Origin of the sequence: Psychrobacter sp. 1Y6, assembly GCF_052258385.2 — a bacterium.
In the GTDB taxonomy this organism is placed as follows: domain Bacteria; phylum Pseudomonadota; class Gammaproteobacteria; order Pseudomonadales; family Moraxellaceae; genus Psychrobacter.
Genome location: NZ_JBQQEW020000001.1, coordinates 137,088 through 162,106 on the forward strand (window position 1 = coordinate 137,088; position 25,019 = coordinate 162,106).

Sequence of the window (25,019 nt, forward strand, 5' to 3'; positions counted from 1 at the left end):
CTTTTCTATCGTATTGTTAGATTTATAGTTTGCTAGCCTTTAAATAATAAATCATTATGATAACGGACAGTTTTACTTATAATTTGCTTAGTTATATTTTTTTATTAACTTTGTTCTTTATATTTCTAGGAGTTCATTATTATCAACTTGATAACTTTTATTATTGAAGTCCTGAATACTTTAGTTCCGTATGCCACTGTCTTTGGTGTAGGTGTTGCTGCTTACCAAATAAGGCGAAGTAATATACAACAGAGAGTAATGTTCGAAGATTCAATCAACAAAGAATATCGAGATATAAGCCAGCGTATACCTTATAAAGTGTTAATTGGTGATGAAGTTCCTTTATCTGAAGCTAATGCTGTTAATAATGAAATATATAATTATATGGACTTATGCAACGAACAAATCTATCTACGTATGTCTGACCGAGTTAGTAAGAAGACTTGGAATAATTGGCAAGAAGGTATGAAAACGAATTTTGAATTAAAAGTGTTCAATGATACCTTAGATGAAGTGTTCGAAAAGCTTCCTTCTAATTTTATTGAGTTACAGAGCGTTAAAGCATTGAATTTTAGTACCGACCCTAAGAAATAAAAAATTTCTGACAATCTTTTGAAATGGATATTAGACTAATAAGGAAGTATACGTGTCAATTTGGTTGCTAGTTCTAATATCATTTATGCATATTACTATTGGCGGGGCTTTTGCCTTCGGGTTTCTTTTCTATATGTGTGCAGAGGGAAGCCCAAGCTTAACCAAAATTGAGAATAATATTCTCTTTACCTTACTGATCGGATATGCAGCTTCACTTGTAATCAGTGTTGGAATGGCTGTTTATTTTTACGTATTTACTACTAGCGACTTATATTATTGGTGCTTTGCCATATCGTGGGGACTACTGATTCTACTGTTAAGTTATTGGGCATATATTTTAGCCAAATTTAATGCATTCTAAGAATACTGTTAGCATGTCTAGCCTGATCAATTGCTTCTTAAAATAACTCACCTATCTCAGGTATCTCTTCAAAATCAAATCCTAACTGCTCATCCTTACGCTGCCGCATCTGCTCGATACGCAGCTTACGACCTGCGATAAGCCGTAGCACCTCGCGTTGCTGCTCTGTCGTCATCTCATGCCATAACTGGCGCTCCGTTCGACTACGCAGGCAACCAAAGCAATAACCCTTCTTATTGCTTTGACAAAGACCAATACATGGGTTGGCAATCTCGAACAGCTCAAACTGTTGATTCATGACTCCTCCATAATGACTATCGTCATTCCTTTGACCTGCATAAAATCACTGTACACCATTATTATGTCGCAAATACTGACTAATAGTGTGCCATTTTATTGTTATTATTTTCGTCTAGCGGGTGCTATGCTTAGCTTTGATAGCCTTTATAAGATAATCATAACAAAATTAATAAGTGAGATGATACGTGAACTTGATTTATATCCATGGATTGGACAGTGATGCCAACTCGACCAAAGGGATGTTGTTAGAAAAATATTGCCAGCTTCATCATCCTGATATTAATGTGCTGCGTCCTGATTTAAATAAAACCCCTGTACAAGTGTGTGAGCAATTACTGTCTTTAATCAAAGCGCTAAATAATAGTAAAGATAGAAAATCAGCAGATAAGCAGAATGAGTTATCAAATACGGTATTAATCGGTAGCTCGCTAGGTGGGTATTTTTCTACTGTGATAAGCAATCAGATAGGTTGCCCAGTTTTATTGCTTAACCCTAGTATCCAGCCCCATATCACCTTACAGCGTTTCTCTAATCAACCAGTATCAAGTCAAGATAATTTAAATGAGTCATCTACTAGCAAAGTCCTGCATACGACAGCGGGTGGCTGGAGTATTATGCCTGCAGATTTACAGTGGTTTGCAGATCATCAGCTTTTATCAGTAAATTATCCTAATAAAGTTGCTGTGCTTTTAAAAGAAGGCGACGAGCTGTTAAGTTCTGAATTGTCTAAAGCTTTTTATCAAGGTCAGGGCGCATCGGTAACTGTGCAAGAGGGTGGCGATCATCGGTTCAGTGACTTTGATGAGCAGTTGCCCATGGTGATGAATATCTTACAGAGTTTAGTACAGCCTTAAATAGACGACATTATATGACGTAAGCGATGGAGTATTGACGTTAACGTCGCTATTTTTCGTTATAATGGTTTAATAGAATTAAACGCACGCGAACAGTTAAGGATGCATTTGTGAGTCAATATAATGCGCAATCGTTAGAAGTTTTAGAAGGTCTTGAGCCAGTCCGTCGTCGTCCAGGTATGTATACCGATACCACGCGCCCGAATCATTTGGCGCAAGAGGTCATTGATAACTCAGTAGATGAAGCGTTGGCTGGTTACGCGAAAACCATCAAGGTGCAATTGCATAGTGATGGATCGTTGTCTGTCGAAGATGACGGGCGCGGTATGCCAACTGATATTCACCCTGAGTTTGGTCAATCTGGTATTGAGCTGATATTAACTCGCTTACATGCAGGTGGAAAGTTTTCGACCTCTAATTATGAAGTATCAGGCGGTCTACATGGAGTGGGTATCTCTGTCGTCAATGCGCTATCAACTCGCGTTGAGGTTACGGTATGGCGTGATAGCACACAGTTTGATATGGCATTTGAAAATGGCGCACCAGTTACGCCATTAACGGAAGCAGTCAGCTCAAACAAACGCAAACGTGGCACCAGAGTACATTTTTGGGCGGATGGTAGTTTCTTCGATACGCCCAAATTCAATGTAAAACAGCTCAAGCATAATTTAAAAGCAAAGGCTGTTTTGGCCGCTGGACTGACGATTGAATTCACTGATGATATCAATGATGAAAAGGTCGTTTGGCAGTTTACGGATGGGGTAGTCGAGTATCTAAGCGAACAATTAGATGGTCTGGAAACATTGCCTGAAGCACCGTTTTATTATAATTATGATGCGAAAGCAGGCGAACGAGCGGCTATTACCTTTGCCTTGTCTTGGTTGCCTGATGGTGGTACGCCGATCCAAGAAAGCTATGTGAACCTTATTCCGACAGCTCAGGGCGGTACACACGTCAACGGACTGCGTACGGGTATCTTAGAGGCATTGCGAGAGTTCTGTGACATTCATAATTTGCTACCACGTAGTGTGAAGCTAACCGCAGAAGACGTCTGGGACGGAGTAAACTATATCTTGTCTCTGAAGTTCTCTGAGCCACAGTTTTCTGGACAGACCAAAGAGCGCTTATCTAGTCGAGAGGCTGCGGGCGCTGTACAGACATTGGCAAAAGATGCCTTTAGCCTATGGTTAAACCAGCAGGCGGACATGGGCACGCAAATCGCTGAATTGGCGATTAATAAAGCAGGTCGTCGTCTGAAATCGGCCAAAAAAGTCGCTCGTAAAAAGATTACTCAGGGACCCGCATTGCCTGGTAAATTGGCAGACTGCCGTGGTGATTTGCGTGATGGCGCTGAGTTGTTCTTAGTAGAGGGTGACTCTGCGGGTGGTAGTGCTAAGCAAGCAAGAGATCGTCATTATCAGGCGATATTACCTCTACGTGGCAAAATTCTAAATACGTGGGAAGTATCCTCAGATACGGTGCTATCAAGCCAAGAGATTCATGATATTGCCATTGCTATCGGTGTTGATCCTGCCTCTGATGATTTGTCCGAGCTGCGTTACGACAAGATATGTATCTTAGCGGATGCTGATTCTGATGGGTTGCACATTGCGACATTGATCTGCGCACTGTTTGTGAAGCATTTCCCTGCGCTAGTAGATGCGGGTCATTTGTTTGTGGCCATGCCGCCATTATATCGAGTAGATGTAGGTAAAGAAGTTCATTATGCATTGGATGAGCCAGAGCTTGCACATATCTTGGCTAACGTACCGGGTAATAAAAAAGCCCAGATTACACGTTTTAAAGGACTTGGTGAAATGAGCGCTGAGCAATTACGTGAGACGACGATGAGCCGTGATACACGCCGCCTAGTACAGTTAGATATGGATGACATGGTACTAACCAATAGCGTAATGGATATGCTACTGGCTAAGAAGCGTGCCTCTGATCGTAAGTCGTGGCTTGAGAGCAAAGGTGATTTGGCCGATATTTCTTAAGAATTAGCAGTAAATTTAAAGAAATATGTGTGCATAATATCGAAATAGGTCATTACTTATATTTATGGCTAAACGATCTATCACATAATAAAAGCACGCAAAATTTAGCCTAGCCACAAAGGCTTAATGGTATTATGTCAGTACCTTTCATTATATTGTGCTGTCATGATACCGAAGATTTTTAACCGTTCTAAGTCTGTTGTTTCTAAACCTGCGCGTTCCAAAGTACTCCCAAAACTTAGCAAAAAGCATTTGGGAGACAAGGTTCCTAAGCGTGGTAACAAGTTTGCGCCTGTTATTGCATCCGCGCTGTTAAAGGCGTCAGGTTGGCGTACGGTAGGCGAGATTCCAAATATCTCACAAGCTGTAGTGCTTGCTCTACCACATACTTCTAATGTGGATGGTATTTATGCGATTCCAAGTCTGTTTGCATTAGACATTAAAATTAGCATTATGGGCAAGCACACGCTATTTAAAGTGCCTGTGTTTGCGCAATTATTAAATTGGATAGGGGTTATTCCTATCGATCGTGGTAACAAAGGCTCTGTACTGCAAGCCAGTATTGATAAGTTCAAAACTGGCGAACCATTATTTTTGGGATTATCGCCAGAGGGTACACGGCAATATACTGAGTCGTGGAAGACAGGTTTTTATTATTTAGCGGTGGGTGCTGGTGTACCGATTTTGCCAGTAGCGATGGACTACAATACTAAAGAAATACGGTTTATGTCGCTGGTTTATCCTACAGGTGATATCGAAGCAGATTTACCAAAAATATATACTCAGTATAAAGGGGTGCTACCAAGACACCTTGAGCGTTTGTCGCAGCCACTACAAGACATCAATAATGCAGCTGAATAAGCCAAATGGTATAAATATTAGTTCAATTAGTTAAGTTAACAGAACTGGTTGTATTGCGGGTACGCAGGCTAACAGCTACCTACAACTAAGTTCTAATAATTGATGTTGAAAAAGCCCCTGATATGATGATATCAGGGGCTTTTTTTGAATAATATTTGAATGTTTATCAGTGAAAAAGTCTAAAACTGTGGTTGGCCGTTAGAAGCACTAACACCACCGTCGACAGGTAGATTGACACCAGTAATCATGGAGGCATCATCGCTTGCTAAGAAGGTAATGGCAGCGGCGATATCCTCTGGGGTTGCCAAACGTCCAAGCGGACAGCGAGCTAAGAACTTATCCGTCTTAGACTCATTGTCTTGAATAGCCGTAGTCATATCAGTTTTGGTGACACTTGGATTAACCGCATTGACGCGAACACCATCTGAACCATGATCTAATGCTAATGTACGGGTCAAATTGGTCACACCCGCTTTAGCAGCATTGTAAGCAGCCATGTTCCAGTCACCACCTACGCCCGAGAGCGATGAAATATTGACGATATTACCCTTTGATGCAATCAAATGAGGCATAGCCGCTTGAGAGACGTAGAAGGTCCCGTTTAGATTTACATCGATAGCAGAGCGCCAATCATCAGCAGACAATTCGGTGATTTTACCTTGGGTTGCCTTACCAGCATTATTTACCAAGATATCAATTTTGCCAAATTTGTCGATAGCGCGCTCAATCATTTCTTGTACTTGGCTTTGGACACTGATATCGCATGTAATAATGAGATAATTGTCGGTATGAATCCAAGTACGATCTTGCGGCAACTCTTTGGCAGTTTCTTCTAGTGTTGCTGCCGTACGTCCTACTAGAACCACGCTAGCGCCTTCCTCGGCAAAGCGAATGGCAGTCGCACGGCCAATACCAGAACCTGCACCCGTTACCACGACGGTCTTTTCTTTAAAACGCTTCATAATGTTTAATCCTTATTATTATATAATAGTCATTAAAAATTCGATGATTAAAATTTCAATGACTACGGTTTCGATAAATACAACTAAGTACAGTTTGTCATCCATAAACTTGCACGCAAGCAATACTGCTTTGATATCATCATAACAAGTGATTGCTTTGAAAGCGACTGTCTCTGATAGTGCTTATGTAGCATAATTTTGCATCATTCAGATATTTGTAATACGCGATAATGATGTTGTTATTATCATGAGCTGGCATGTGCGATATTCACCATACGATAATAAAAGGTTGGAACTTGTGTCCCATTCGATTACTCCTATGCCCGACTGGGGCTATCTGACGACCGAGCTAGTCAGTTATTTACAAGCAGATGCTATGGCAGTGACTTTAGCAGGCATGCATACGATTGAGCATGAATACAATGCTCAGTACATCGCTCGTCACTATCAATATCAGTTACCACTTGGCAAGCTACAGCTGTTGGAGCTGACACTGTATTTACCCTATGATACAGAATCAGCTGACATTGAGTCTGTGCGTATGACTGCGGTCAAGTCAGCACTTACATGGTACAAGTCATTATCGTCTCAAGATGAAGACAATACTTCAGTTGGTTATGAAGCTATGATCTTTGACATTCAGCTTGTCGGAGGAAGTAGCAGTCTTAATCAAGGTGATAACGGTGACAGTGCAAATAATTCAAACAGTGCTCTACAACGGCTTAAACACAATTTTGGGGTTCGTTACTTTTTAGAAGACTTAGTTGTCGACATGAGCGAAAGCATGCAGCAGCTACAAGTATTTAGCTGGGATGATTGGTACTCGATAGCAGCAGCAGTACGCACCCCATGTGAATTATGGCGTTTCTTAGCTTATCATCTGGAGCAACTACAGCAGTCGGCTGTAAACCATATTCCAAGTTTTGAATCGGAAGACGCTTTGGTTGAGCGCTTCTTACAAAGTCCAGATTTATTTGCCCCTGCCATTGTAGTTGATAATGCGCTCATCAAAAATGAAGTACAAGACAAACCTAACTCAGCATTGGTCGCCATCACGCTTGCCTACAAGAACCAAAGTTCAACTGCTCAGATGTACCATCAGCATATGATACAAGCAGCCACTATATGGTCTCAGCTAAGTATGCAGATGATAGATACGCATGGTAAAAAGCACGTAGCTAATAACGACGAACAGACAGAAACACCGCTCGCTCACTGGCAACAACAACTGCTAGATGAGTCTTTGTTTTCACGTCACGAGCTTATCCGTACGTTATATAGACATCCTAAACAGAGCGCAGCGCTGCAAAAAGATGGCTATGTAGTACATCAACATTCTTATGAAAGTTTGGGACGACATTATGTACTGGTGTTTTATGGACAAGAGTCAAAAGGGCCCAATAGTAAAGCCGCAGTCCAACCAAAGCTAGCAAAGATCGCACAGGACGTTGCCACACGTTTGCCGATTATTGAGCTACATCATGTAGTTGTGCTTGGTATCGACTTTATCACTGAGAATAATGAGAATTTTTTCGATATTGATTTGTGGATTCAGCCAGTTGATGCGATGACTCAAAGGGAGCGCCAACTTACTAAGCAAATGCAAAAGCTAAAACAACAAGAGTTAGATAAGAAAAATACACCACTTGCTAATAGCGTGGAAGATGGTAAACCTACAAAGGCGCAAAAAGAAAAATTGCCTCAAGTACAGATGAGCTTAACGATTCCAGCACGTAAAGATAAGTAGTAAATTATAGCGTGAAATTGTTTGAATGAACTTTGACAATAAAAATCACAGATTTATTAATGTAATTACTGACATAAAAAAAGACAGCCTAGGCTGTCTTTTTCGTATCTAAACTAAACAATCAAAAAATACTTATTTATTGAGGTCTTCATTGAGACCGCTACCAGGAAGTACGTTATCACTGTTGTAGATGTCATTAGTATCAACACGTGGTGTATCAACTACATCGGTACGTAAATCAGTGGTAGGTGTGCTAGCAGTAGAGGGCGTGTTTTCACGAACTGAATCAGCAACTTTTTCTTGAGTTGATGAACTTGGCTGTAGCGCAGACTTTGCCTTCGCTTCAGTGCGTTCATGATCCATCTTATCCTGCATTTTACGTAGGAAGCGAGCTGCAGCTTCTTGACCACCAAGACCAAATGATAGAGCAAAGGCAACGGCTACCGCGCCTAGTGTTAAACCAAATGCTAGATTAACGATTGAATCGGCAATACCCATTGCTTTTAGACCCATTGCTAATACTAGGCCCATGATTAATACACGTACGATGTTTGCTAGGAATTGTGAACCTTGCTCAGAACGTTCAACCACGCCTGCAATGATATTGGCAAGCCAGAATCCGATGAATAGGATAATTGCGCCTAGGATGATATTTGCACCGAATGCGATAAACATCGTAATAATAGCTGAGATAGGCTCGAAACCTAACAAGTCAGCAGCTGCAATAGCGGCAAATAGCATAGCGAAGAAGATAATCGCATAACCAACTAGGTCAGAGATTTTCTTATCACCCATGGTTTCTTGTAAACCAACTTTCGCAGGTAGTTGATTGATTTGAGTGTTCTCAATCAAACCTTTGATGATGTTGGCAACCATGCGTACAACATAGAAAGTTACTACTAGGATAGCGACTGCCATAAAGATATTTGGCAAGGCTTCCATGATTTTGTTAAGCATATTGGTCGCAGGGCGAGCAATCACTTCGATTTTTAGTGCATTTAGAGCAGCAATAATGGTTGGAATAATAACCACTAAAAATGCTAATGAACCTGCAATGTTAGGTAAGCTGTTTTGCTCACTCAAACCTGCTTTTGATGCCAATTCTTGTACATTAAAAGTAGAAACAAGGTTGGTAACGATGCCGCGTACGACTTTGGCAATGATATAACCAACGACGAAGACCACACCAGCAATCAAGATATTAGGGATGAAGCTAAAGATTTTGTCGACCATATTAGTCAGTGGTGCAAACAAACCATCAAGCTCTAATTGACCAAGTACCATGGTCAATACAACCAATAAGATGAACCAGTAAACCATATCAGCAATCGTGCTGCTCATTGGTTTTACACCAGCTTGTGCACTTAAACGCTCATCCATAGAGGTTTTCGCAAGAGCTGCGTTGATCGCTGTGCGTGCAACAGTAGCCACGACCCAACCGATCACACCAAGTGCGATAGCGCCGATAAGATTAGGGATAAATGCCAATACTTGATTAACCATATTTGCGAATGGTGCTGAGATAGAGTTTAAGTTTAATTGGCTAAGTGCGCCTGAGATAGCAATGATGAAAATAAACCAGAAAACAATTTTGGAGATGATACCTTCAAGGTCGTAGGTCTTACCAGTTGAAGAGTTCATACGCTGATTGAGATTAACTTTAGAGAGTACGCCGCGTACCAGTGCTGCGATACCAAGGGCTACTAGCCAACCAATAACGAATATCAAAATAGCACCAATGATGGAACCGATAGGTCCACCGAGATAGCCGTTAAAAGATGTGTACATTGGGTTCATCTTATCCTCCTTGAAGCATCTTATATAACTCGCCAAAAACAATGTTCATACAGCGATTAATGAGCAAGACATACAGATGGTTGTCATAAATAGTATTTTTAGAATCAGTTATATAGAGATATTATCGTTTTTGAGCATAAATTATTATCAGCAGTATCTCTTATTTATATTACAGTGACTTCGCTATCGATATCTGCTTATTTTTGATAAAAATTAACGCTCGGTTACTTATCTCCTTAACTAATTCAGCTTAGCTGATGTATTGATGGATTTAAAGACAGAAAGCTTTACCTGTTACTATATTTGTGTGATAACTTGTTATTATGATAGAAGATATTAACATAGACTATACATTGACCCGATAATTTCGTGCAAAGCGTGGTTCCCAAAACTAAGATTTGTTATTATAGAGGAATGTGACATCTCGCCACTATTCTTACAATTAGAGAGTACTTTATGAAAAAAATCACTACTTTAGGCGTTAGTGCACTTGCTAGCGCTATGTTGTTAGTAACAGGCTGTAGCACCAACAATGGCAATCAAGAAACAGCCGCTCAAAGCGTTTCCATTACTGAACAAAGCTCAGCTAGTGAAAAAGTAGGTTATAGCTTAGGCTTCATGATGGCAGAAGGCAACAAAGACGCTGTCAAAGATTTAGACCTAAATACTTTTGAAAAAGGCTTCCGTGATGGCTACGAAGGCAATGAATCAGCATTGACCCAAGAGCAAATGCAACAAGTATTGATGGACTATCAAAAAGAGCAAGAAGAGCAGTTTGTTAAAGACATGGAAACTAAGGCGACAGAAAATAAAGCCGCTGGTACTGCGTTCTTAGCAGAAAACGCTAAAAAAGAAGGCGTGAAGCAAACAGAGTCTGGTTTACAGTATAAAGTTATCAAAGCAGGTACTGGTAAATCACCAAAAGCAACTGACGTGGTTGAAGTGAACTACGAAGGTAAATTGCTTGATGGTACAGTATTTGACAGCTCTTATGAGCGCGGTGAGCCAATCGAGTTCCCACTAAACCAAGTAATCGCTGGCTGGACTGAAGGTCTACAGTTGATGAAAGAAGGCGGAAAATACGAGTTCTATATCCCATCAGACATCGCTTATGGCGAAGCGGGTAACGCTGGTATCGAGCCTAACAGCACGCTTATCTTTACTGTTGAGCTATTAAAAGTAAAATAAGTATCTAAAGCAAAAATTATTCAGTTTAGGCGCTTAGCCTACAAAAAAGCCTTCATATAATTATGAAGGCTTTTTTACGACTAATATTTTACCTCAGATTGATATCGAGCTTACAAAGCAAATATCAAGTTGGCGATAAATTATAGATTCTTTTGAAAGACTTTAGAGTTACGGCCATTATGGTATTTCTCTAAACGTGCTTCAGGTAAAGCGCTGGCTTCAACTTCAGCGAAGCCTTGCTCAACGAACCAATGCGCGGTACGAGTAGTCAAAACAAAAAGCTTATACAAACCATGACTGCGCGCTTGCTGTTCTAGAAACGCTAGTAAATCTGCACCGCGGCTACCACTACGATACTCAGGACGTACGGCAACACAGGCGACTTCTGCTGACTCTGAATCTAGCGTATGCAATGCTGCACAGCCCAAAATCATACCATCACGCTCAATCACACTATAATTATCAATCTCTTGCTCCAAGCGCTCGCGCGAACGACTGACCAAGATACCTTGCTCTTCTAGAGGTGACAGCAGCTCAATAAGTCCGACTACGTCATCGATATTGGCACGGCGAATTTCTTCATAAGGATCATGGCTAATCAGCGTGCCAGAACCATCACGTGTGAATAGTTCTTCTAGTAATGCGCCGTTTTTGGCATACGAGATAATATGCGTGCGATGCACACCTTGACGACAGGCCAAACTTGCACAGTTCAAGAAATAATTGATTTCGCAATTTAAATCACGGTCACGTAAGAAGCGATCAACTTCGTTTGGAATCATTTCACGTAATAAACGATCATCGTCGTTGATACCCGCTTCTTCACCTAAGAATATAAGCTTGTCAGCACCCAGTGCTACGGCAGCGCTTAGGGCAACATCTTCCGCCAACAAGTTAAATACTTCGCCAGTTGCAGAGTAGCCCATCGAGCCTAGTACAACGATATGGTCATGAAGTAGGTTATTTTTGATGGCTTCCACATCGATAGAACGCACTTCACCCGTCATTTGATAATCAATACCTTCACGGATACCGTATGGGCGCGCTGTCACGAAATTACCTGAAATCGCATCGATACGCGAACCATACATCGGAGAGTTGGCCAGCCCCATTGATAGCTGAGCTTCAATCTGTAAACGAATGGCACCAACGGCTTGTAAGATAGATGGCATCGCTGCACGTGGCGTAATACGGATGTCTTGGTGTAGCGGCGATTCAATGTTAGCGTCTTTTAAGTTCTTCTCGATTTGCGGTCGTGCCCCGTGTACCAGTACTAGCTTGATACCCAAGCTATGCAACAAGGCAAAATCATGAATAAGTGTGCTGAAGTTCGCATGATTGACCGCTTCACCACCAAACATGATCACGAAAGTTTTGCCGCGATGGGTATTAATGTAGGGTGCAGAGTTACGGAACCAATGGACGTATTCAGGGTTGATCTGGGGCATGGAGCTAGTAGTCATAATGGGAGCAGTAGTCGTTAGAATAAGAAAAGGGGCGCAGCAAAAAAATGCCTAACGCTAAAGATTTACCATAGCAAAAAACGCGGTTATGAGCTATCTTTTATTTCAGCTGTATTCAAGCATTCTGATTGCCAATCGCTGATATACACAACCTCAACACTGGGTTAATGTACGCACAAATGCTTTTTGTTATGCTAAGCGCTATTGCTTTACAGATGCTGAGCGAAGATAATCAGGTTATATAAGTGAGTTCGTGTGTTTGATAGATTGCATGAACTATTTCACAGCGATATCTTATGTACATCGTAATGCTTTTTATCTGTTGAACAAATTATAAAAATAACTTAAGTTGCACCATCTGTGTTTTACCGATATATCAACCAGGGATAATGAAAATCATGAAAAAAAGTAACCAGTTTGCTAGCCCGTTCAGTGCTTGGAGCGGCCACCGCTTATTTCACGTTGTTGCCGGTACGCTCATCGGTGCAATGGTCGTTACACAAGCCTCAGCGATGCTGCCAACACCGGAGCAAGCGGTTGATAGCTCGATGGCTATTCAAGCAAATGCCAACAAGAGCAGCAACTCAAGTGCTCAGGCCGTTAATAGTAGAATCACAGCGTCACTGGTCAGCGTTGATGCTAATGGTCAAGAAGTGCTTGTCCCTGTAGATACCAATACTCGCTTGCAGTCAGGTAATGTATTGGAGTATCAAGGATACTTTACCAATACTAATGCAGATCGCGTACGTAAAATGACCGTTACGATGAGTATTCCAGAGCAAGTAGAACTATTAAAAACGGTTGCTCCTGAATTCCCATATGGCAGTGTAGATGGCAGTAATTTTGCTCGTATGCCATTACGTACCAAGGTAGATAATCAATTGCAAGACGTCGCGCTTAAGTACTATAAAGCGGTACGTTGGGACCTAGAAGGCGTAGGTCTAAATGATACCGTCGCTGTAAAATATCGCGCGCGCGTTAAATAGTCCTGAATGTTTGGATTAGAATTTAGCTAGCATTGATACAATTAGCACCGAAAACTATCCATTTAGTACTGAAAGCTACTAATAAAAAAGCACCACAGTTTATAGCTGCGGTGCTTTTTTTATGATGTGTTAGGGCGTTTGATAATTTTACTGATAAGTAATTAATAATACTTAATTATAGCGTGGCATATTTGCTATTAGATTTCTCTTGGATAAGTTGTTTAATTGCATTGATTTGCGGCGTTGTAGCTTGAGCACCTGCTTGTATTAGACTGCGCCGCTGCCTAGTATCTATTGAACTGTTACGACCGACATTGGGAGTAATAACAATATCCGCTCGATCTCGTTCGCTCTGGTTTGATGCGGAGCGATTAGCAGTCAGGTTGGTAGCTAGAATATTGGTTTCTAGAAAGCCCCAAAAGTCACTCAATGAGTTCATAGTCGGTATTTGATTATTAGTACTATCACTGCCTTGAGATCCCGTCACATCTACAGCAATGACAATATCAGCACCCAAGTCATAGGCGCTATCTACGGGTACTAAACTGACCACACCGCCATCGATATATTTTTTACCGACCTTTTCAGGAATGCGCGGGGCAATAAAAATATTAGGCACGCTACAGGACGCTTGCACGGCAAGCCCAGCATCGCCAGTGGTAAAGACTGTTTTCTTCAGAGTGTGTTTTTCTGCTGCGATTGCTGCAAAAGCAATGGGGAAATCCTCTATGACTCGCGCATTCACTTTGCTATTAATAAAGTTTTTTAACTTAATACCTTCGATAAAACCTTGATTGGACAAGGTAAAGTCTGTGAGCTGGCTATCAGTAGTGGTCAATGCCAATTGCTCAAGCTGTGCAGGCGTGTAACCACTGGCGTATAAGCTACCAATCAAGCTACCCACACTCGTCCCGACCACCAATGTTGGTTTGATACCGTTTTCTTCTAGCGCCTTAATGACACCCACATGGGCAAACCCTTTCGCACCGCCACCACCCAATACCAGTGCGACAGTAGGAGTCTTAATAACAGGCTCTGGTGTGGCAGGAATAGTCGATGGTAATGTGCTACAGGCACTAATATACAAACCGAGAACGGTTATTAAGCTCAACCTCAGTAGCTTTAGATTATGACGAATTAGGTTGTGACGAAACTGACGAGGCAAAATAGAAATAAGCATAGAAAAACACCTTATGAAATTGCCAGAATTCAAAAAATTAGACATCAGTTATTGGTATGATGAGAAGAAGCGGTTTGTCTATAGTAGATGGACTGTATAGATGCTATTTTACTAAATAGCCTAGCATAAGCAATTGTATTGTCAGCTATAATGAAATGAGTCGAATTTTTATATGTACTATCGTTATCGCTACTCTGTGGTACAAGTCATCATGTACAGCCTATTAAAAATGCTCGATTTAGCATACGAAAATTAAAAATAATATTGTTAGGATCTTTAATGCCAATATCGGAGAGTCATGCCTCAGCCAACTCGTCAGATCACTTTAGATCTGACATACCGCTATCAGCACTAGATATGCCAGTATCTGCACTAGCAGGTGTAGGGGTAAAAGTCGCAGAGCAGTTGGCGCAATTGAATATCAAGCGGATATTCGATTTGCTATTACATTTGCCTCGTGATTATGAGGATCGTAGTCGACTGGTATCAATCGCCGATGTAGAGCATGGACAGTCAGCGCTAATTACCGGTCATATCGTCCATGTCGATACTAAGCGCAGTGGGATGACTGTGACGGTGGACGATGATACGGGTACGATATCGTTACGGTTTTTTAAGGTCTATCGTGGTCTGGTACAGACCATGAATTTGGGAACGCGCTTACAGCTATTTGGTGAGGTCAAAGTCAGCCGCTACGGTAAGCAGATACATCATCCTGAATATCAAATTATCACTGATAATACAGTCATGACCGATACGGGATTGCAGCCTATTTATCCTACTGTCAAAGGCTTACATCAAAACAAGCTGCGCACTTTAATTAAGCTAGCATTGCAAACAGTTCGAAGCCAAGGTCTGCCCATGACATTGTTTACGGCTGAAGATTTTGCAGTTGTATCCGATTTACCATTAGTGCCTTTTGAGCCATCTAAATCAGCGGTGTCAGAGGCCGAATATACCGAAGATATTTTTTCGACGTTAGCACGCAGTGTGCCTGATAATGCGATTGGCAATAGCGTATATAAGCCCAGTCCTTCTACCTATCAGGCAGATAATGACATACATAACGTCGCTGCCAGTATTGCTCAGCACAATGTCTATAATTTAACGATATTTGAAGCATTGGTACTGCTGCATACGCCGCCTACTTATACCAGCGCGTCTCAGCAATACAAACTATTCACTCAACTCAGTGCCCGTACGCATGCCGCCTGCCAGCGCTTGATTATTGAAGAGTTGACTGCGCATCAGCTCAGTCTGCTATATCGTCGCCAACAGTTACATCAGCATAAAGCGCCCAAATGCACTACCAACAGTCCTCTTGCTGACAAGCTGTTTTCTGCATTGCCTTTTGATCTAACAGGTGCGCAAAAGAGAGTGATGAAAGACGTCACTGCTGATATGGCAACGTCAATTCCGATGCTACGACTGGTACAGGGAGATGTGGGTGCTGGCAAGACGTTGGTGGCAGCAGGGGCAGCGGGTTATGCGCTCGATAGTGGCTGGCAGGTCGCGGTAATGGCACCGACTGAGATTTTAGCAGAGCAGCATCTACTGAATTTTAAGCAATGGTTTGAGCCATTAGGCATTGGTGTCGGTTGGCTCGCAGGTAAGCAAACGGCCAAACAGCGCCGCGAAGCATTGGAAGCAGTCGCAGAAAATACCGTGCAAGTGGTGGTCGGTACTCATGCATTGTTTCAAGAGCAAGTTCAGTTCGCTAAATTAGGCTTAGTTATCATTGATGAGCAGCATCGATTCGGTGTTGAGCAGCGTATGGCATTGACCAATAAAGGCGTGGCTAATAGCACACCTCACCAGCTAATCATGACTGCAACACCGATTCCAAGAACCTTAGCGATGAGCGTCTATGGCGATATGGATACCTCAATCATTGATGAATTGCCACCGGGGCGTACGCCAATTACGACGGTAACCATCGATCGCAATCGACGCGATGAAGTCATAAAACGTATTGCGATTAATTGCGAAGCGGGCAGGCAAGCATATTGGGTATGCTCATTGGTAGAGGCGTCTAGTGTCTTAGATGCGCAGGCAGCTGAAGCCACTTATGAGGACTTAAATGAACGTCTAGATATTCGTATTGGACTGGTACATGGCAAGATGAAGTCTGCTGATAAGCAAGCCATTATGCAGGAGTTCAAAGCAGGTAGTTTGGACTTACTGATTGCGACAACTGTCATCGAGGTAGGAGTCGATGTGCCTAATGCCTCGCTCATGGTTATCGAAAATGCGGAGCGTTTGGGACTATCACAATTGCATCAGCTGCGCGGGCGAGTGGGACGTGGCTCGACCAAAAGCTTCTGTGTACTGTTGTATCAAAAGCCGCTATCAGAGACTGGCACAGAGCGACTAAATGTCCTACGCGATAGTACTGATGGATTTGTCATTGCTCAAAAAGACTTAGAGCTACGTGGGCCAGGAGAGCTGCTAGGCAAACGTCAAACGGGTAACGTTGGTTACTATCTGGCTGATCTGATCCGTGATGAGCAATTATTTGCCATTGCTCAGCGGTTAGCGAAGCATTTGATAGCAGACCCTGCGCGAAAAGCAGATGTTAGTCAATTGATTCATCGCTGGATGCCTGAAGCAAGTCGCTATACCAATGCCTAGTGCCTAGTAAACAGTGTTTAGTACCCAGTGTCTAGTAATCAATGCTTAGTGCTTAGTATCGGTATCGGCAAGTGGGTTCAGTGCGTCATTGAACCTAGCTCTGGATATAATCAAACAGTATGGCCACAACGTTAAAATTCTTTTATAGACAACACTCCATCCATAGCCAGTCACTGAATACATCGGATATTCAGCGACTGGCTATACGCGATCTTATTTCTTTAAATAGGTCGATATGCCTTGAATATTGCATATGTATTCGATCTAAGTTTCAATTAAGTTTATGAACGCTAGACGCTATATATAAAAATAAGATGATGACTAAATATATGCTATTCTCGATAATTTGATGGACTATTATAATAATAAACAGTGCTTTAGAGAACATCGTAATACTCTCTGTAAGTAACGCTCATAGCCCTATATCAGGCTATCCAAACATTGCTTCGATTGCGTGCCACTTTTTATTATTGCTGTGAATGATTGATATTTTTAGTCATTCTATATCGAGTATTTCAATATTGACTGTACCTACAGAGAGTTATCATGAGCGATTTTGAAGAAACCCATTCTAAGCCGTCAGCTGAAGCTGAGTTGCCGCCATATCGTCAACCTGACACTTTATCTCAAAGGCCATCTGCGAAACCACCAATATGGTTATGGCCCGTATTGGCAGCCGTTCTAGTTATTGGGGTGCTGCTTGGCAAATATTGGGGCAATGATAGTAATGCAGCTACAGATGAGTCAGCAACTTCTAATTCTGTCGCAAACGATCAGGTAACTGGTAGTGATGCCAGTATTGAGCAATCAGTACTCTCAGTAGAAACAGTCAGTCCAAGCCAAGATGATATCGGTAGCACGCTCAGTGCCGATGGAACCATCAATGCTAAAGACACTGCGAACGTCAGTGCAAAAGTCAATGGTGTGGCTATTGAGCGTATCTTGGTCGAAGAAGGCGACCGCGTCAGAGCAGGTCAAGTCTTAGCCGTGTTCGATACCGATGCTATGGAACAGCAAGTGCTACAGGCGCAAGCAGATGTCGCAGAAGCGGAAGCCACCCTTGCCAATGCCAGCGCTGACGCTGCACGTGTGCTGCCATTGATCGATATCGATGCCATCAGCAAACAAGAGGCCGATCGCTACCGTACCTCGGAAGTCCGTGCCAGAGCTTCTTTGCAAGCATCCAAAGCCCGTTTGAGCAATCAGCGTTTGACATTAGAGAACGCAAAAGTCGTCGCTCCTGTCAGCGGCATTATCAGTGAAAAATTGGTAGAAGTCGGTCAAGTGGCAGGCGGGGATCCACTATTTACGATTATCAAAGGCGGGGTTTTGGAATGGCGAGCAGATATAGATCCTAAGCTTGTCGGTGATATAAATGTCGGTACGCCTGTACAAGTCAGTCTGCCGGGTGGTGATACAGTGATGGGGCAAGTAAACCGCATCGCACCAACCGCAGACAACAACCGTCAAATTACGATTTATGCTAGCCTAGCTGCCAACTCAAAGATACGTGCAGGCATGTATCAAACAGGCGAATTCCTATTAGGAAGTACCAGTACGCAAACGATTCCTAATAGCGCAGTAGTCAGTAATGATGGTTATGATTATGTGATGCTCGTTACCGAATCGACTACTCGAGATGATCGGTCGATGGGACGTATCAAGCAGCAGCGAGTGACATTGGGTGAGCGATTGGGTGAGAGCGTAGCAGTGTTAGAGCCCTTGCCAAGTGACAGTCGTATCGTAAAACAGGGCGGTAGCTTCTTAAATGACGGTGACCTAGTGCGTGTTGTTAATGGTGTAACTCAAACCAGTAAGCCAGTGCAGGCACAACCATGAGCTTAAACGTCTCCGCTTATTCGATAAAGAACCCGCTCGTTGCTATCTTGCTGTTTGTACTGCTGACGTTGGGCGGCATTTACGGTTTCATGAAAATGAAAGTCCAGCAGTTTCCGGACATAGATTTGCCAGCGGTGGTAGTCACGGTCACGCTACCGGGTGCTGCGCCTTCACAGCTTGAAAACGATATCGCCAAAAAGATTGAAAACAAACTGACCAGTATCGAAGGCGTGAGTCATATTCGCACCACGCTACAAACGGGTGCGGCGACTATTGCCACTGAATTTACCTTAGAAAAAGACATTCAAGAAGCGGTAGACGATGTGCGGTCAGCAGTCGGCGAAGTACGTGGTGATCTGCCAGCTGCAGCTAACGATCCTATTATTACCAAAGTATCTACTGCTGGGTTTCCAGTGGTTACGTACTCTGTCGCTGCTGAAAATATGAGCGTGGAGGATTTATCTTGGTTTGTTGATGATACCGTTACTAAGCGGCTATCTGATATACCAGGCGTTAGTACCGTGAGCCGTGTTGGCGGGTTGCAGCGTGAAATCACGGTTGCTGCCGACCCGATTGCGTTAAGTGGTCTAAAGTTTTCTATTTCGCAATTATCGCAGCAAATCGCTGGTATCCAACAAGACAGTTCTGGCGGGGAAGCGGAAGTTGGCAATACGACTCAGACCATCCGTGTTCTCGGTGCCGTTGAGCGAGCAAATGAGCTAAACGACTTGCAAGTGGCTGTCCCTACAGGGGGTGCACAGGCTTTAGGTCGGATGGCAGAAATCACTGACGGCGCAGCAGATCCAAGCTCGATTGCCAAGCTAGACGGACAAACCGTAGTGGCATTTAACATCACTCGCTCGCGCGGTGCCAGTGAAGTCGATGTGATGGAGCTGGTTGATGAGGAGCTTGCTAAGCTGACCGCTGATGTCGGTAATATCAGTATTGAGAAAGTCTATGACCGAGCGACACCCATTGCAGAAGATTATGAAGCCTCATTGAGAATGCTCATCGAAGGTGGGCTGTTGGCTGTAGTGGTAGTCTTCCTGTTTTTGCGCAATATTCGAGCGACTATCGTTGCCGCGGTCGCTTTGCCGTTATCAGTGATTCCAACCTTTTTGGGTATGTATCTGTTTGGCTTTAGTCTTAATATCATCTCGCTACTGGCATTATCATTGGTCATTGGGGTGCTGGTCGATGATGCAATCGTTGAGGTCGAAAACATCATACGCCATCTACGCATGGGTAAGACGCCCTATGAAGCGGCGATGGAAGCCGCTGATGAAATCGGTCTCGCCGTTGTCGCCACCACTTTTACTTTGATTGCGGTGTTTTTACCAACGGCCTTTATGGGCGGTATCGTTGGACAGTTTTTCCGTCAGTTTGGTTGGACGGCTGCCTTATCAATTTTTGCCTCGCTGATGGTAGCGCGCCTGATTACCCCTATGATGGCAGCTTATATCTTGCGACCTGAGAAAAAGCACGTCGAAAAACAAAGCGCGATGATGAAATACTATCTTAAGATTGTGTCTTGGACTCTACATCATCGCTGGATAACCATGGGTGCAACACTTGTTTTATTTGTAGCCTCATTAGCTCTGGTTAAGCTGCTACCCACGTCATTTATCCCTGATAATGATATCGATCAAACGCGAGTGGCTATTGAGCTGACACCTGACGTGTCATTGGCAGATACTGAGCGCGTGGCGGCGTTAGCAAGTGCACGTATCTTGGCCATGCCTGAGGTGACCAATATCTTTACCTCAGTGGGAGAGGCGCAGGCGTCGATGGGTGCGTCAGATGGTGGCGGCGGTAAGGCTGAAAACATTGCCGGTTTGGATATCGTGCTTGCTCCGCGTGCAGAACGAGGCACCAAGCAAGAGATAGAGCGCAAAATTAGTAAGCTAATGACAGAAGTGCCAGGAGCACGGTTTACTGTCGGTCTATCGAGTGGTGGTGAGAGTGGCTATAACTTTTCATTAACCAGTACCAATCCGCAATTGCTTGAACAAACTGCACAAAAAATCATGTCTGAGATTCGAGGGCTACCAAGTGCAGGCGCTGTGACGAGTGATCGCAGTCTACCACGCCAAGAGCTAACGGTAACGCCAGATAGATTGGCAATGGCTGACAAAGGGGTGACTACGCAAGATATCGCTACGACCCTACGTGTGGCGACTGTAGGCGACTACGAGCAGCAATTGTCCAAGCTCAATCTTGATACGCGCCAAGTACCAATCGTGGTACGTCTACCAGATGTAGCTAAGCAAAATGTTAGCCAACTAGAAGGTTTGTACGTGCCGAGTACTATGCCTGCTGGTCAAGGCGTGCGCGTCGGTGAGGTAGCTACGCTAGACTTTGGCACTGGGCCTGCGCAGATTAGTAGACTGGATCGAGAGCGTGCCATTAGTATCACGGTACAACCTGCGAGTGGCGAGCTTGGCGATTTGGTACAAGCGGTCAAAGCAGTGCCGACCATGCAGCAACTGCCGCCTTCGATTACCATCATCGATCAGGGCCAAGCTGAAAACATGGCAGACCTTTTTAGTGGCTTTATCATTGCGATGTCAGTCGGTGTGGTTTGTATTTTAGGCGTACTGATTTTACTGTTTGGGCGTTTATTGCAGCCTTTTACTATTTTGATGGCGTTGCCATTATCTATTGGTGGTGCCTTTGTTGGCTTGGTTATTACTAATAGCAGCTTATCGATGCCTTCGATGATTGGTTTTATTATGCTCATGGGTATTGCGACCAAAAACTCAATCCTGCTGGTCGATTACGCGTTGATTGCCCAGCGCCGAGGTCTGGCACGCTTTGAAGCTATCGTAGATGCATGCCGCAAGCGTGCACGGCCTATTATCATGACGACCATTGCGATGGGTGCAGGTATGTTGCCATTGGTATTTGGTTGGGGCGATGCAGATCCTACTTTTAGGCGACCGATGGCAGCAGCGGTGTTGGGTGGTCTGGTAACTTCTACGCTATTGAGCTTGGTTGTCATTCCTGTCGTCTATACCTTGATGGATGATTTATCTGGATGGTTTGCTAAATGGCTGGCTCCACATGGTAAGCCTAGTGACCTCTAATAGTCACTTCTCATAGAGAGCCAAATAGCTAACCAAACAGTTGGCCAAGACACGACACAATAATAGCAATCTGGAAAACGCTGTATGATTAACACGCTCTCAATTAGGTCATACACTCGTCAGACTAGAGGACATTCTCATGACTTTCATCAGATTGTTTTGCCTTTGCGAGGTGCAATCAATATTGAAGTTGGGAGCTATACTGGAAAAGTTATCCCGAGCGAATGTGTTGTGGTCAAGGCAAATGAAAAGCACTATTTCAGCGCTGAGGAGAATGCAAAGTTTATCGTTGTGGATACAGATTTATTGCCAGAAGATGTGCTTCATTCATCACAAATTGTCTTTTCTATCAGTTCGCCATTGTTGGCATTTTTGGAGTTTTCAGAAAGTCAGTTAAGGTATCAAATCAATCCTGAAGTCGAGAGACTGATGTTTGATACCTTTTATAAAATTCTAGAACAACAAAATCTATTTGTGCAATACGACGCTCGAATTAGAGAAGTCGTAGCATATATTCACCACAATTTTTCTAACAACCTTTCTGTTGAAGTATTGGCGGATATCTCTTGCCTCAGTGCCACACAGTTTAAAAAGAACTTCAAATCGCAAACAAGCCAAACCGTCACTGAATACATCACAAGGATCAGAATGCAAAAGGCGCAAGCTTTGTTACTACATACTGATTCACCTATCGCTATCATAGCCGAATTGGTTGGTTACACGGATGTTAGTGCTTTTAGCCGCCGCTTTTCTAAATATTTCGGTATTGCCCCTTCCAAATTAAAACACGTCTAACCAGACATGCAAACCGTCTAATCTGCAAAAATTATATTCTGTAATTCTCTATAATAATGTTATTCATTATAACGTTAGAAGTAGCTACTATGCTGCAGAATAAATCTAGTCTAAGTGCTATTTTATGTGTGATAGCTGCCAGTATCCTTTGGGGAACGACAGGTACAGCCTCGGCTTTTATACCTGACGTTAGTCCATTAACCGTTGGTGCATTTTCCATGGGGGTAGGCGGTGTATTGCTAGTATTGAATGCTAAGAATAATTTATTAAGCGATAGACAGAAACTACTTTCTAAACCCAGTCTCTTATTCATCGGTAGCCTATGCGTTGCTATCTATCCTTTAGCTTTTTATTCCTCTATGAGATTGGCAGGTGTCGCTATTGGTACAGTGATCTCAATTGCTAGCGCGCCATTTTTCACTATTATCATGGAGCGTCTGATTAGCAATAAAAGAGTCACTAGTCGATGGGTGGTAAGTTTTATATTTGGTGTGGTTGGCGTTATTTTGCTGACTTTAGGGAAAACCCAATATTTGGATATAAACGCACAAGCAAATAATCGAATACTAGGCGTGCTGTTAGGGTTAGTTGCAGGATTGACCTATGCCACATACTCATGGACAGCACGTCAGATGATAGAGAACGGGGTAAACTCGAAATCAGCGATGGCAAGTATGTTTGGTCTGTCGGCGATTTTATTGTTGCCATCATTATTATTAACAGGGGAAAACCTGTTTTTAGATGCAAAACATATAAGCGTTGCCCTATATCTGGCAATTGCGCCGATGTTCTTTGGTTATTTACTTTTTGGTCAAGCGTTGAGAGTAATTGAGGCGAGCAAAGCGACGCTTATCACGTTACTAGAACCTATTGTGGCCACTATATTGGCTATCATTATAATCGGTGAAACATTCTCTCCTATCGGCTGGCTAGGCATGTCACTCATGATAATCTGTCTCTTACTGCAAGTAATAAAGACGCCAAAACTGACAGGTTATCGAAGAAGACGTGCACTATATAAGTAATCAAACAATTAGCAAAACAATATTGCTGATAACGAGCAGTATTTTTGATGAGTGACTGCCTATTAAGTATGACTCTTTGTATGACGTTAGTCTAAAACTGGTAAGTTGAATGGATTAGTTGGGCCAGTCTTTGCTATAGTCTGTCCAATCAAATTAATTGAAGAAATTGTTTATCTCTTACAGCACTATTTTAATTTTACTAACATATTAATAGATACTAGAACGATAAACCAATCTCTACAAACTAATCCCTAAAGAACTAAAAAATAAGGAATAACTATGATTAACGCATATGCAGCAAAAGAGAAAGGTGGCAAGTTTGAGCCTTATGAATATGACCCAGGTGCTTTAGGCGATCACGAAGTAGAAATCGAAGTACATAGCTGCGGCATCTGCCATAGTGATTTATCGATGTGGCAAAACGAATGGGGTATGACTCAATATCCGTTTGTCGGTGGTCATGAGGTTGCAGGTAAAGTCCTCAATAAAGGCAAGCACGTCAAGCATTTAGAGTTGGGCGATAAAGTCGGACTTGGCTGGCATAAAGGATACTGTAACGTCTGCGATCTATGCATCGATGGAGACCACAACCTATGCCCTGAGCAAGAAGGTACTATCATTGGTAATCATGGCGGCTTTGCAGATAAAGTACGCGCAAAAGATACTAGCGTCATCAAGATACCTGAAGGGCTTGATTTTAACGCGGTAGGACCACTGTTATGTGGCGGTGTCACAGTGTTTAACCCACTTATGCAGTATGAAATCAAACCAACTTCTAGAGTGGCTGTAATTGGCATTGGTGGTTTGGGTCATTTGGCATTGCAGTTTGCCAATGCGTGGGGCTGTGAAGTGACGGCATTTACCAGTGAATCAAAAATGGAAGAAGCAAAAGAGATGGGCGCTCACCATTCACTAAACTCAAGAGACGATAGCGAAATTGAAAAAGCTGCAGGTTCTTTTGATCTAATCATTTCAACAGTGAACGTTGATATGAACTGGGATGTCGTGATCAAGACGCTAAGACCAAAAGGTAAGCTGCATTTTGTTGGACTGTTAGAAGCGCCACTAGAGATATCGGCTGCGCCAATGATTATGGCTCAGAACAGTCTATCAGGCTCGCCAGTTGGCTCACCAGCGACGCTGCGTAAAATGTTAGATTTTGCTGCGCGACATAATATTCAGCCAGTCACTGAAACATACAAAATGTCTGAGATTAATGAAGCGTTTGAGCGATTAGAGAGTGGTAATGCTCGTTATAGAGTGGTGCTAGAGAGAGACTAAACGTCTCTATAGGCGACTAAATGTAGCCACTAAATAAGCACAATAGTAGTGATACTCCAATTAATAGATAGA

General features: G+C 42.9%; 18 protein-coding genes. 13 read left to right on the forward strand and 5 right to left on the reverse strand.

Annotated features, from left to right (window positions below):
• Positions 1 to 258: 258 nt before the first annotated feature.
• Positions 259 to 594, forward strand: a complete 336-nt coding sequence (locus tag ACTXGF_RS14205) for a hypothetical protein (RefSeq protein WP_443535076.1) — start codon at positions 259 to 261, stop codon at positions 592 to 594.
• A gap of 398 nt (positions 595 to 992) precedes the next feature.
• On the opposite strand, the gene ACTXGF_RS14210 is transcribed toward ACTXGF_RS14205, so the two are convergent.
• Positions 993 to 1,253: a DUF1289 domain-containing protein gene (locus ACTXGF_RS14210; protein WP_201572773.1), complete on the reverse strand. Its 261-nt coding sequence runs from the start codon at positions 1,251 to 1,253 to the stop codon at positions 993 to 995.
• A gap of 187 nt (positions 1,254 to 1,440) precedes the next feature.
• On the opposite strand from ACTXGF_RS14210, the gene ACTXGF_RS14215 reads away from it, so the two are divergent.
• From ACTXGF_RS14215 to ACTXGF_RS14225, 3 genes are all read left to right on the forward strand, one after another.
• A complete protein-coding gene (locus ACTXGF_RS14215; protein WP_443535074.1) occupies positions 1,441 to 2,109 on the forward strand; it encodes a YqiA/YcfP family alpha/beta fold hydrolase in 669 nt (222 codons plus the stop codon).
• Positions 2,110 to 2,219: 110 nt separating this feature from the next.
• Complete coding sequence (parE, locus tag ACTXGF_RS14220) at positions 2,220 to 4,106, forward strand: DNA topoisomerase IV subunit B (protein WP_443535069.1); 1,887 nt, start codon at positions 2,220 to 2,222, stop codon at positions 4,104 to 4,106.
• Between the two features lie 165 nt (positions 4,107 to 4,271).
• A complete protein-coding gene (locus ACTXGF_RS14225; protein ID WP_443535067.1) occupies positions 4,272 to 4,967 on the forward strand; it encodes a lysophospholipid acyltransferase family protein in 696 nt (231 codons plus the stop codon).
• A gap of 179 nt (positions 4,968 to 5,146) precedes the next feature.
• Here ACTXGF_RS14225 and budC read toward each other — a convergent pair whose 3' ends face one another.
• Positions 5,147 to 5,929, reverse strand: coding sequence for a meso-2,3-butanediol dehydrogenase (budC, locus tag ACTXGF_RS14230; RefSeq protein ID WP_160023455.1), 783 nt, complete (start codon positions 5,927 to 5,929; stop codon positions 5,147 to 5,149).
• A 298-nt stretch (positions 5,930 to 6,227) separates the two neighbouring features.
• Between budC and ACTXGF_RS14235 the strand changes: the two genes are divergently transcribed.
• Positions 6,228 to 7,676, forward strand: a complete 1,449-nt coding sequence (locus ACTXGF_RS14235) for a hypothetical protein (RefSeq protein ID WP_443535065.1) — start codon at positions 6,228 to 6,230, stop codon at positions 7,674 to 7,676.
• 132 nt (positions 7,677 to 7,808) lie between these two features.
• On the opposite strand, the gene ACTXGF_RS14240 is transcribed toward ACTXGF_RS14235, so the two are convergent.
• Positions 7,809 to 9,473 carry a mechanosensitive ion channel gene (locus ACTXGF_RS14240; RefSeq protein ID WP_443535063.1) on the reverse strand — a complete coding sequence of 555 codons (1,665 nt, stop codon included), beginning with the start codon at positions 9,471 to 9,473 and terminating at the stop codon, positions 7,809 to 7,811.
• Between the two features lie 456 nt (positions 9,474 to 9,929).
• Here ACTXGF_RS14240 and ACTXGF_RS14245 point away from each other — a divergent pair, with 456 nt between their 5' ends.
• On the forward strand, positions 9,930 to 10,661 hold the full coding sequence (locus ACTXGF_RS14245) for an FKBP-type peptidyl-prolyl cis-trans isomerase (protein ID WP_057762133.1): 732 nt from the start codon (positions 9,930 to 9,932) through the stop codon (positions 10,659 to 10,661).
• Positions 10,662 to 10,801: 140 nt separating this feature from the next.
• Here the strand turns inward: ACTXGF_RS14245 and argA are convergent, their stop codons facing one another.
• Positions 10,802 to 12,124: an amino-acid N-acetyltransferase gene (gene argA, locus ACTXGF_RS14250; protein ID WP_057762129.1), complete on the reverse strand. Its 1,323-nt coding sequence runs from the start codon at positions 12,122 to 12,124 to the stop codon at positions 10,802 to 10,804.
• 398 nt (positions 12,125 to 12,522) lie between these two features.
• Between argA and ACTXGF_RS14255 the strand changes: the two genes are divergently transcribed.
• Positions 12,523 to 13,110, forward strand: a complete 588-nt coding sequence (locus ACTXGF_RS14255; RefSeq protein ID WP_443535060.1) for a hypothetical protein — start codon at positions 12,523 to 12,525, stop codon at positions 13,108 to 13,110.
• A gap of 175 nt (positions 13,111 to 13,285) precedes the next feature.
• On the opposite strand, the gene ACTXGF_RS14260 is transcribed toward ACTXGF_RS14255, so the two are convergent.
• Positions 13,286 to 14,290: a patatin-like phospholipase family protein gene (locus tag ACTXGF_RS14260; RefSeq protein ID WP_443535058.1), complete on the reverse strand. Its 1,005-nt coding sequence runs from the start codon at positions 14,288 to 14,290 to the stop codon at positions 13,286 to 13,288.
• A gap of 279 nt (positions 14,291 to 14,569) precedes the next feature.
• On the opposite strand from ACTXGF_RS14260, the gene recG reads away from it, so the two are divergent.
• The 6 genes from recG to ahr all read left to right on the forward strand — a co-directional run bounded on the left by recG (position 14,570) and on the right by ahr (position 24,947).
• Complete coding sequence (recG, locus tag ACTXGF_RS14265; protein WP_443535056.1) at positions 14,570 to 16,921, forward strand: ATP-dependent DNA helicase RecG; 2,352 nt, start codon at positions 14,570 to 14,572, stop codon at positions 16,919 to 16,921.
• A 546-nt stretch (positions 16,922 to 17,467) separates the two neighbouring features.
• Positions 17,468 to 18,760, forward strand: a complete 1,293-nt coding sequence (locus tag ACTXGF_RS14270; RefSeq protein ID WP_443535054.1) for an efflux RND transporter periplasmic adaptor subunit — start codon at positions 17,468 to 17,470, stop codon at positions 18,758 to 18,760.
• Entirely contained in the window at positions 18,757 to 21,846 is a 3,090-nt protein-coding gene (locus ACTXGF_RS14275) for an efflux RND transporter permease subunit (RefSeq protein ID WP_443535052.1), read from the forward strand. The genes ACTXGF_RS14270 and ACTXGF_RS14275 overlap by 4 nt, the downstream gene beginning before the upstream one ends.
• A gap of 84 nt (positions 21,847 to 21,930) precedes the next feature.
• Positions 21,931 to 22,641 (forward strand): helix-turn-helix domain-containing protein, encoded by a 711-nt coding sequence (locus tag ACTXGF_RS14280; RefSeq protein ID WP_443535050.1) that lies wholly within the window; start codon positions 21,931 to 21,933, stop codon positions 22,639 to 22,641.
• An 89-nt stretch (positions 22,642 to 22,730) separates the two neighbouring features.
• Entirely contained in the window at positions 22,731 to 23,666 is a 936-nt protein-coding gene (locus tag ACTXGF_RS14285; protein ID WP_443535048.1) for a DMT family transporter, read from the forward strand.
• Positions 23,667 to 23,945: 279 nt separating this feature from the next.
• The gene (gene ahr / locus ACTXGF_RS14290) at positions 23,946 to 24,947 is read left to right on the forward strand and encodes an NADPH-dependent aldehyde reductase Ahr (RefSeq protein WP_443535046.1); all 1,002 of its coding nucleotides are present in this window, start codon (positions 23,946 to 23,948) and stop codon (positions 24,945 to 24,947) included.
• Positions 24,948 to 25,019 lie beyond the last annotated feature (72 nt).

Coding starts and splice junctions, on each gene's coding strand:
- ACTXGF_RS14205 (WP_443535076.1), top strand. CDS start 259: ATGTTCGAAGATTCAATCAACAAAGAATATCGAGATATAAGCCAGCGT.
- ACTXGF_RS14210 (WP_201572773.1), bottom strand. CDS start 1,253: ATGAATCAACAGTTTGAGCTGTTCGAGATTGCCAACCCATGTATTGGT.
- ACTXGF_RS14225 (WP_443535067.1), top strand. CDS start 4,272: ATGATACCGAAGATTTTTAACCGTTCTAAGTCTGTTGTTTCTAAACCT.
- budC (WP_160023455.1), bottom strand. CDS start 5,929: ATGAAGCGTTTTAAAGAAAAGACCGTCGTGGTAACGGGTGCAGGTTCT.
- ACTXGF_RS14240 (WP_443535063.1), bottom strand. CDS start 9,473: ATGAACCCAATGTACACATCTTTTAACGGCTATCTCGGTGGACCTATC.
- ACTXGF_RS14245 (WP_057762133.1), top strand. CDS start 9,930: ATGAAAAAAATCACTACTTTAGGCGTTAGTGCACTTGCTAGCGCTATG.
- argA (WP_057762129.1), bottom strand. CDS start 12,124: ATGACTACTAGCTCCATGCCCCAGATCAACCCTGAATACGTCCATTGG.
- ACTXGF_RS14255 (WP_443535060.1), top strand. CDS start 12,523: ATGAAAAAAAGTAACCAGTTTGCTAGCCCGTTCAGTGCTTGGAGCGGC.
- ACTXGF_RS14260 (WP_443535058.1), bottom strand. CDS start 14,290: ATGCTTATTTCTATTTTGCCTCGTCAGTTTCGTCACAACCTAATTCGT.
- recG (WP_443535056.1), top strand. CDS start 14,570: ATGCCAATATCGGAGAGTCATGCCTCAGCCAACTCGTCAGATCACTTT.
- ACTXGF_RS14270 (WP_443535054.1), top strand. CDS start 17,468: ATGAGCGATTTTGAAGAAACCCATTCTAAGCCGTCAGCTGAAGCTGAG.
- ACTXGF_RS14275 (WP_443535052.1), top strand. CDS start 18,757: ATGAGCTTAAACGTCTCCGCTTATTCGATAAAGAACCCGCTCGTTGCT.
- ACTXGF_RS14280 (WP_443535050.1), top strand. CDS start 21,931: ATGATTAACACGCTCTCAATTAGGTCATACACTCGTCAGACTAGAGGA.
- ACTXGF_RS14285 (WP_443535048.1), top strand. CDS start 22,731: ATGCTGCAGAATAAATCTAGTCTAAGTGCTATTTTATGTGTGATAGCT.
- ahr (WP_443535046.1), top strand. CDS start 23,946: ATGATTAACGCATATGCAGCAAAAGAGAAAGGTGGCAAGTTTGAGCCT.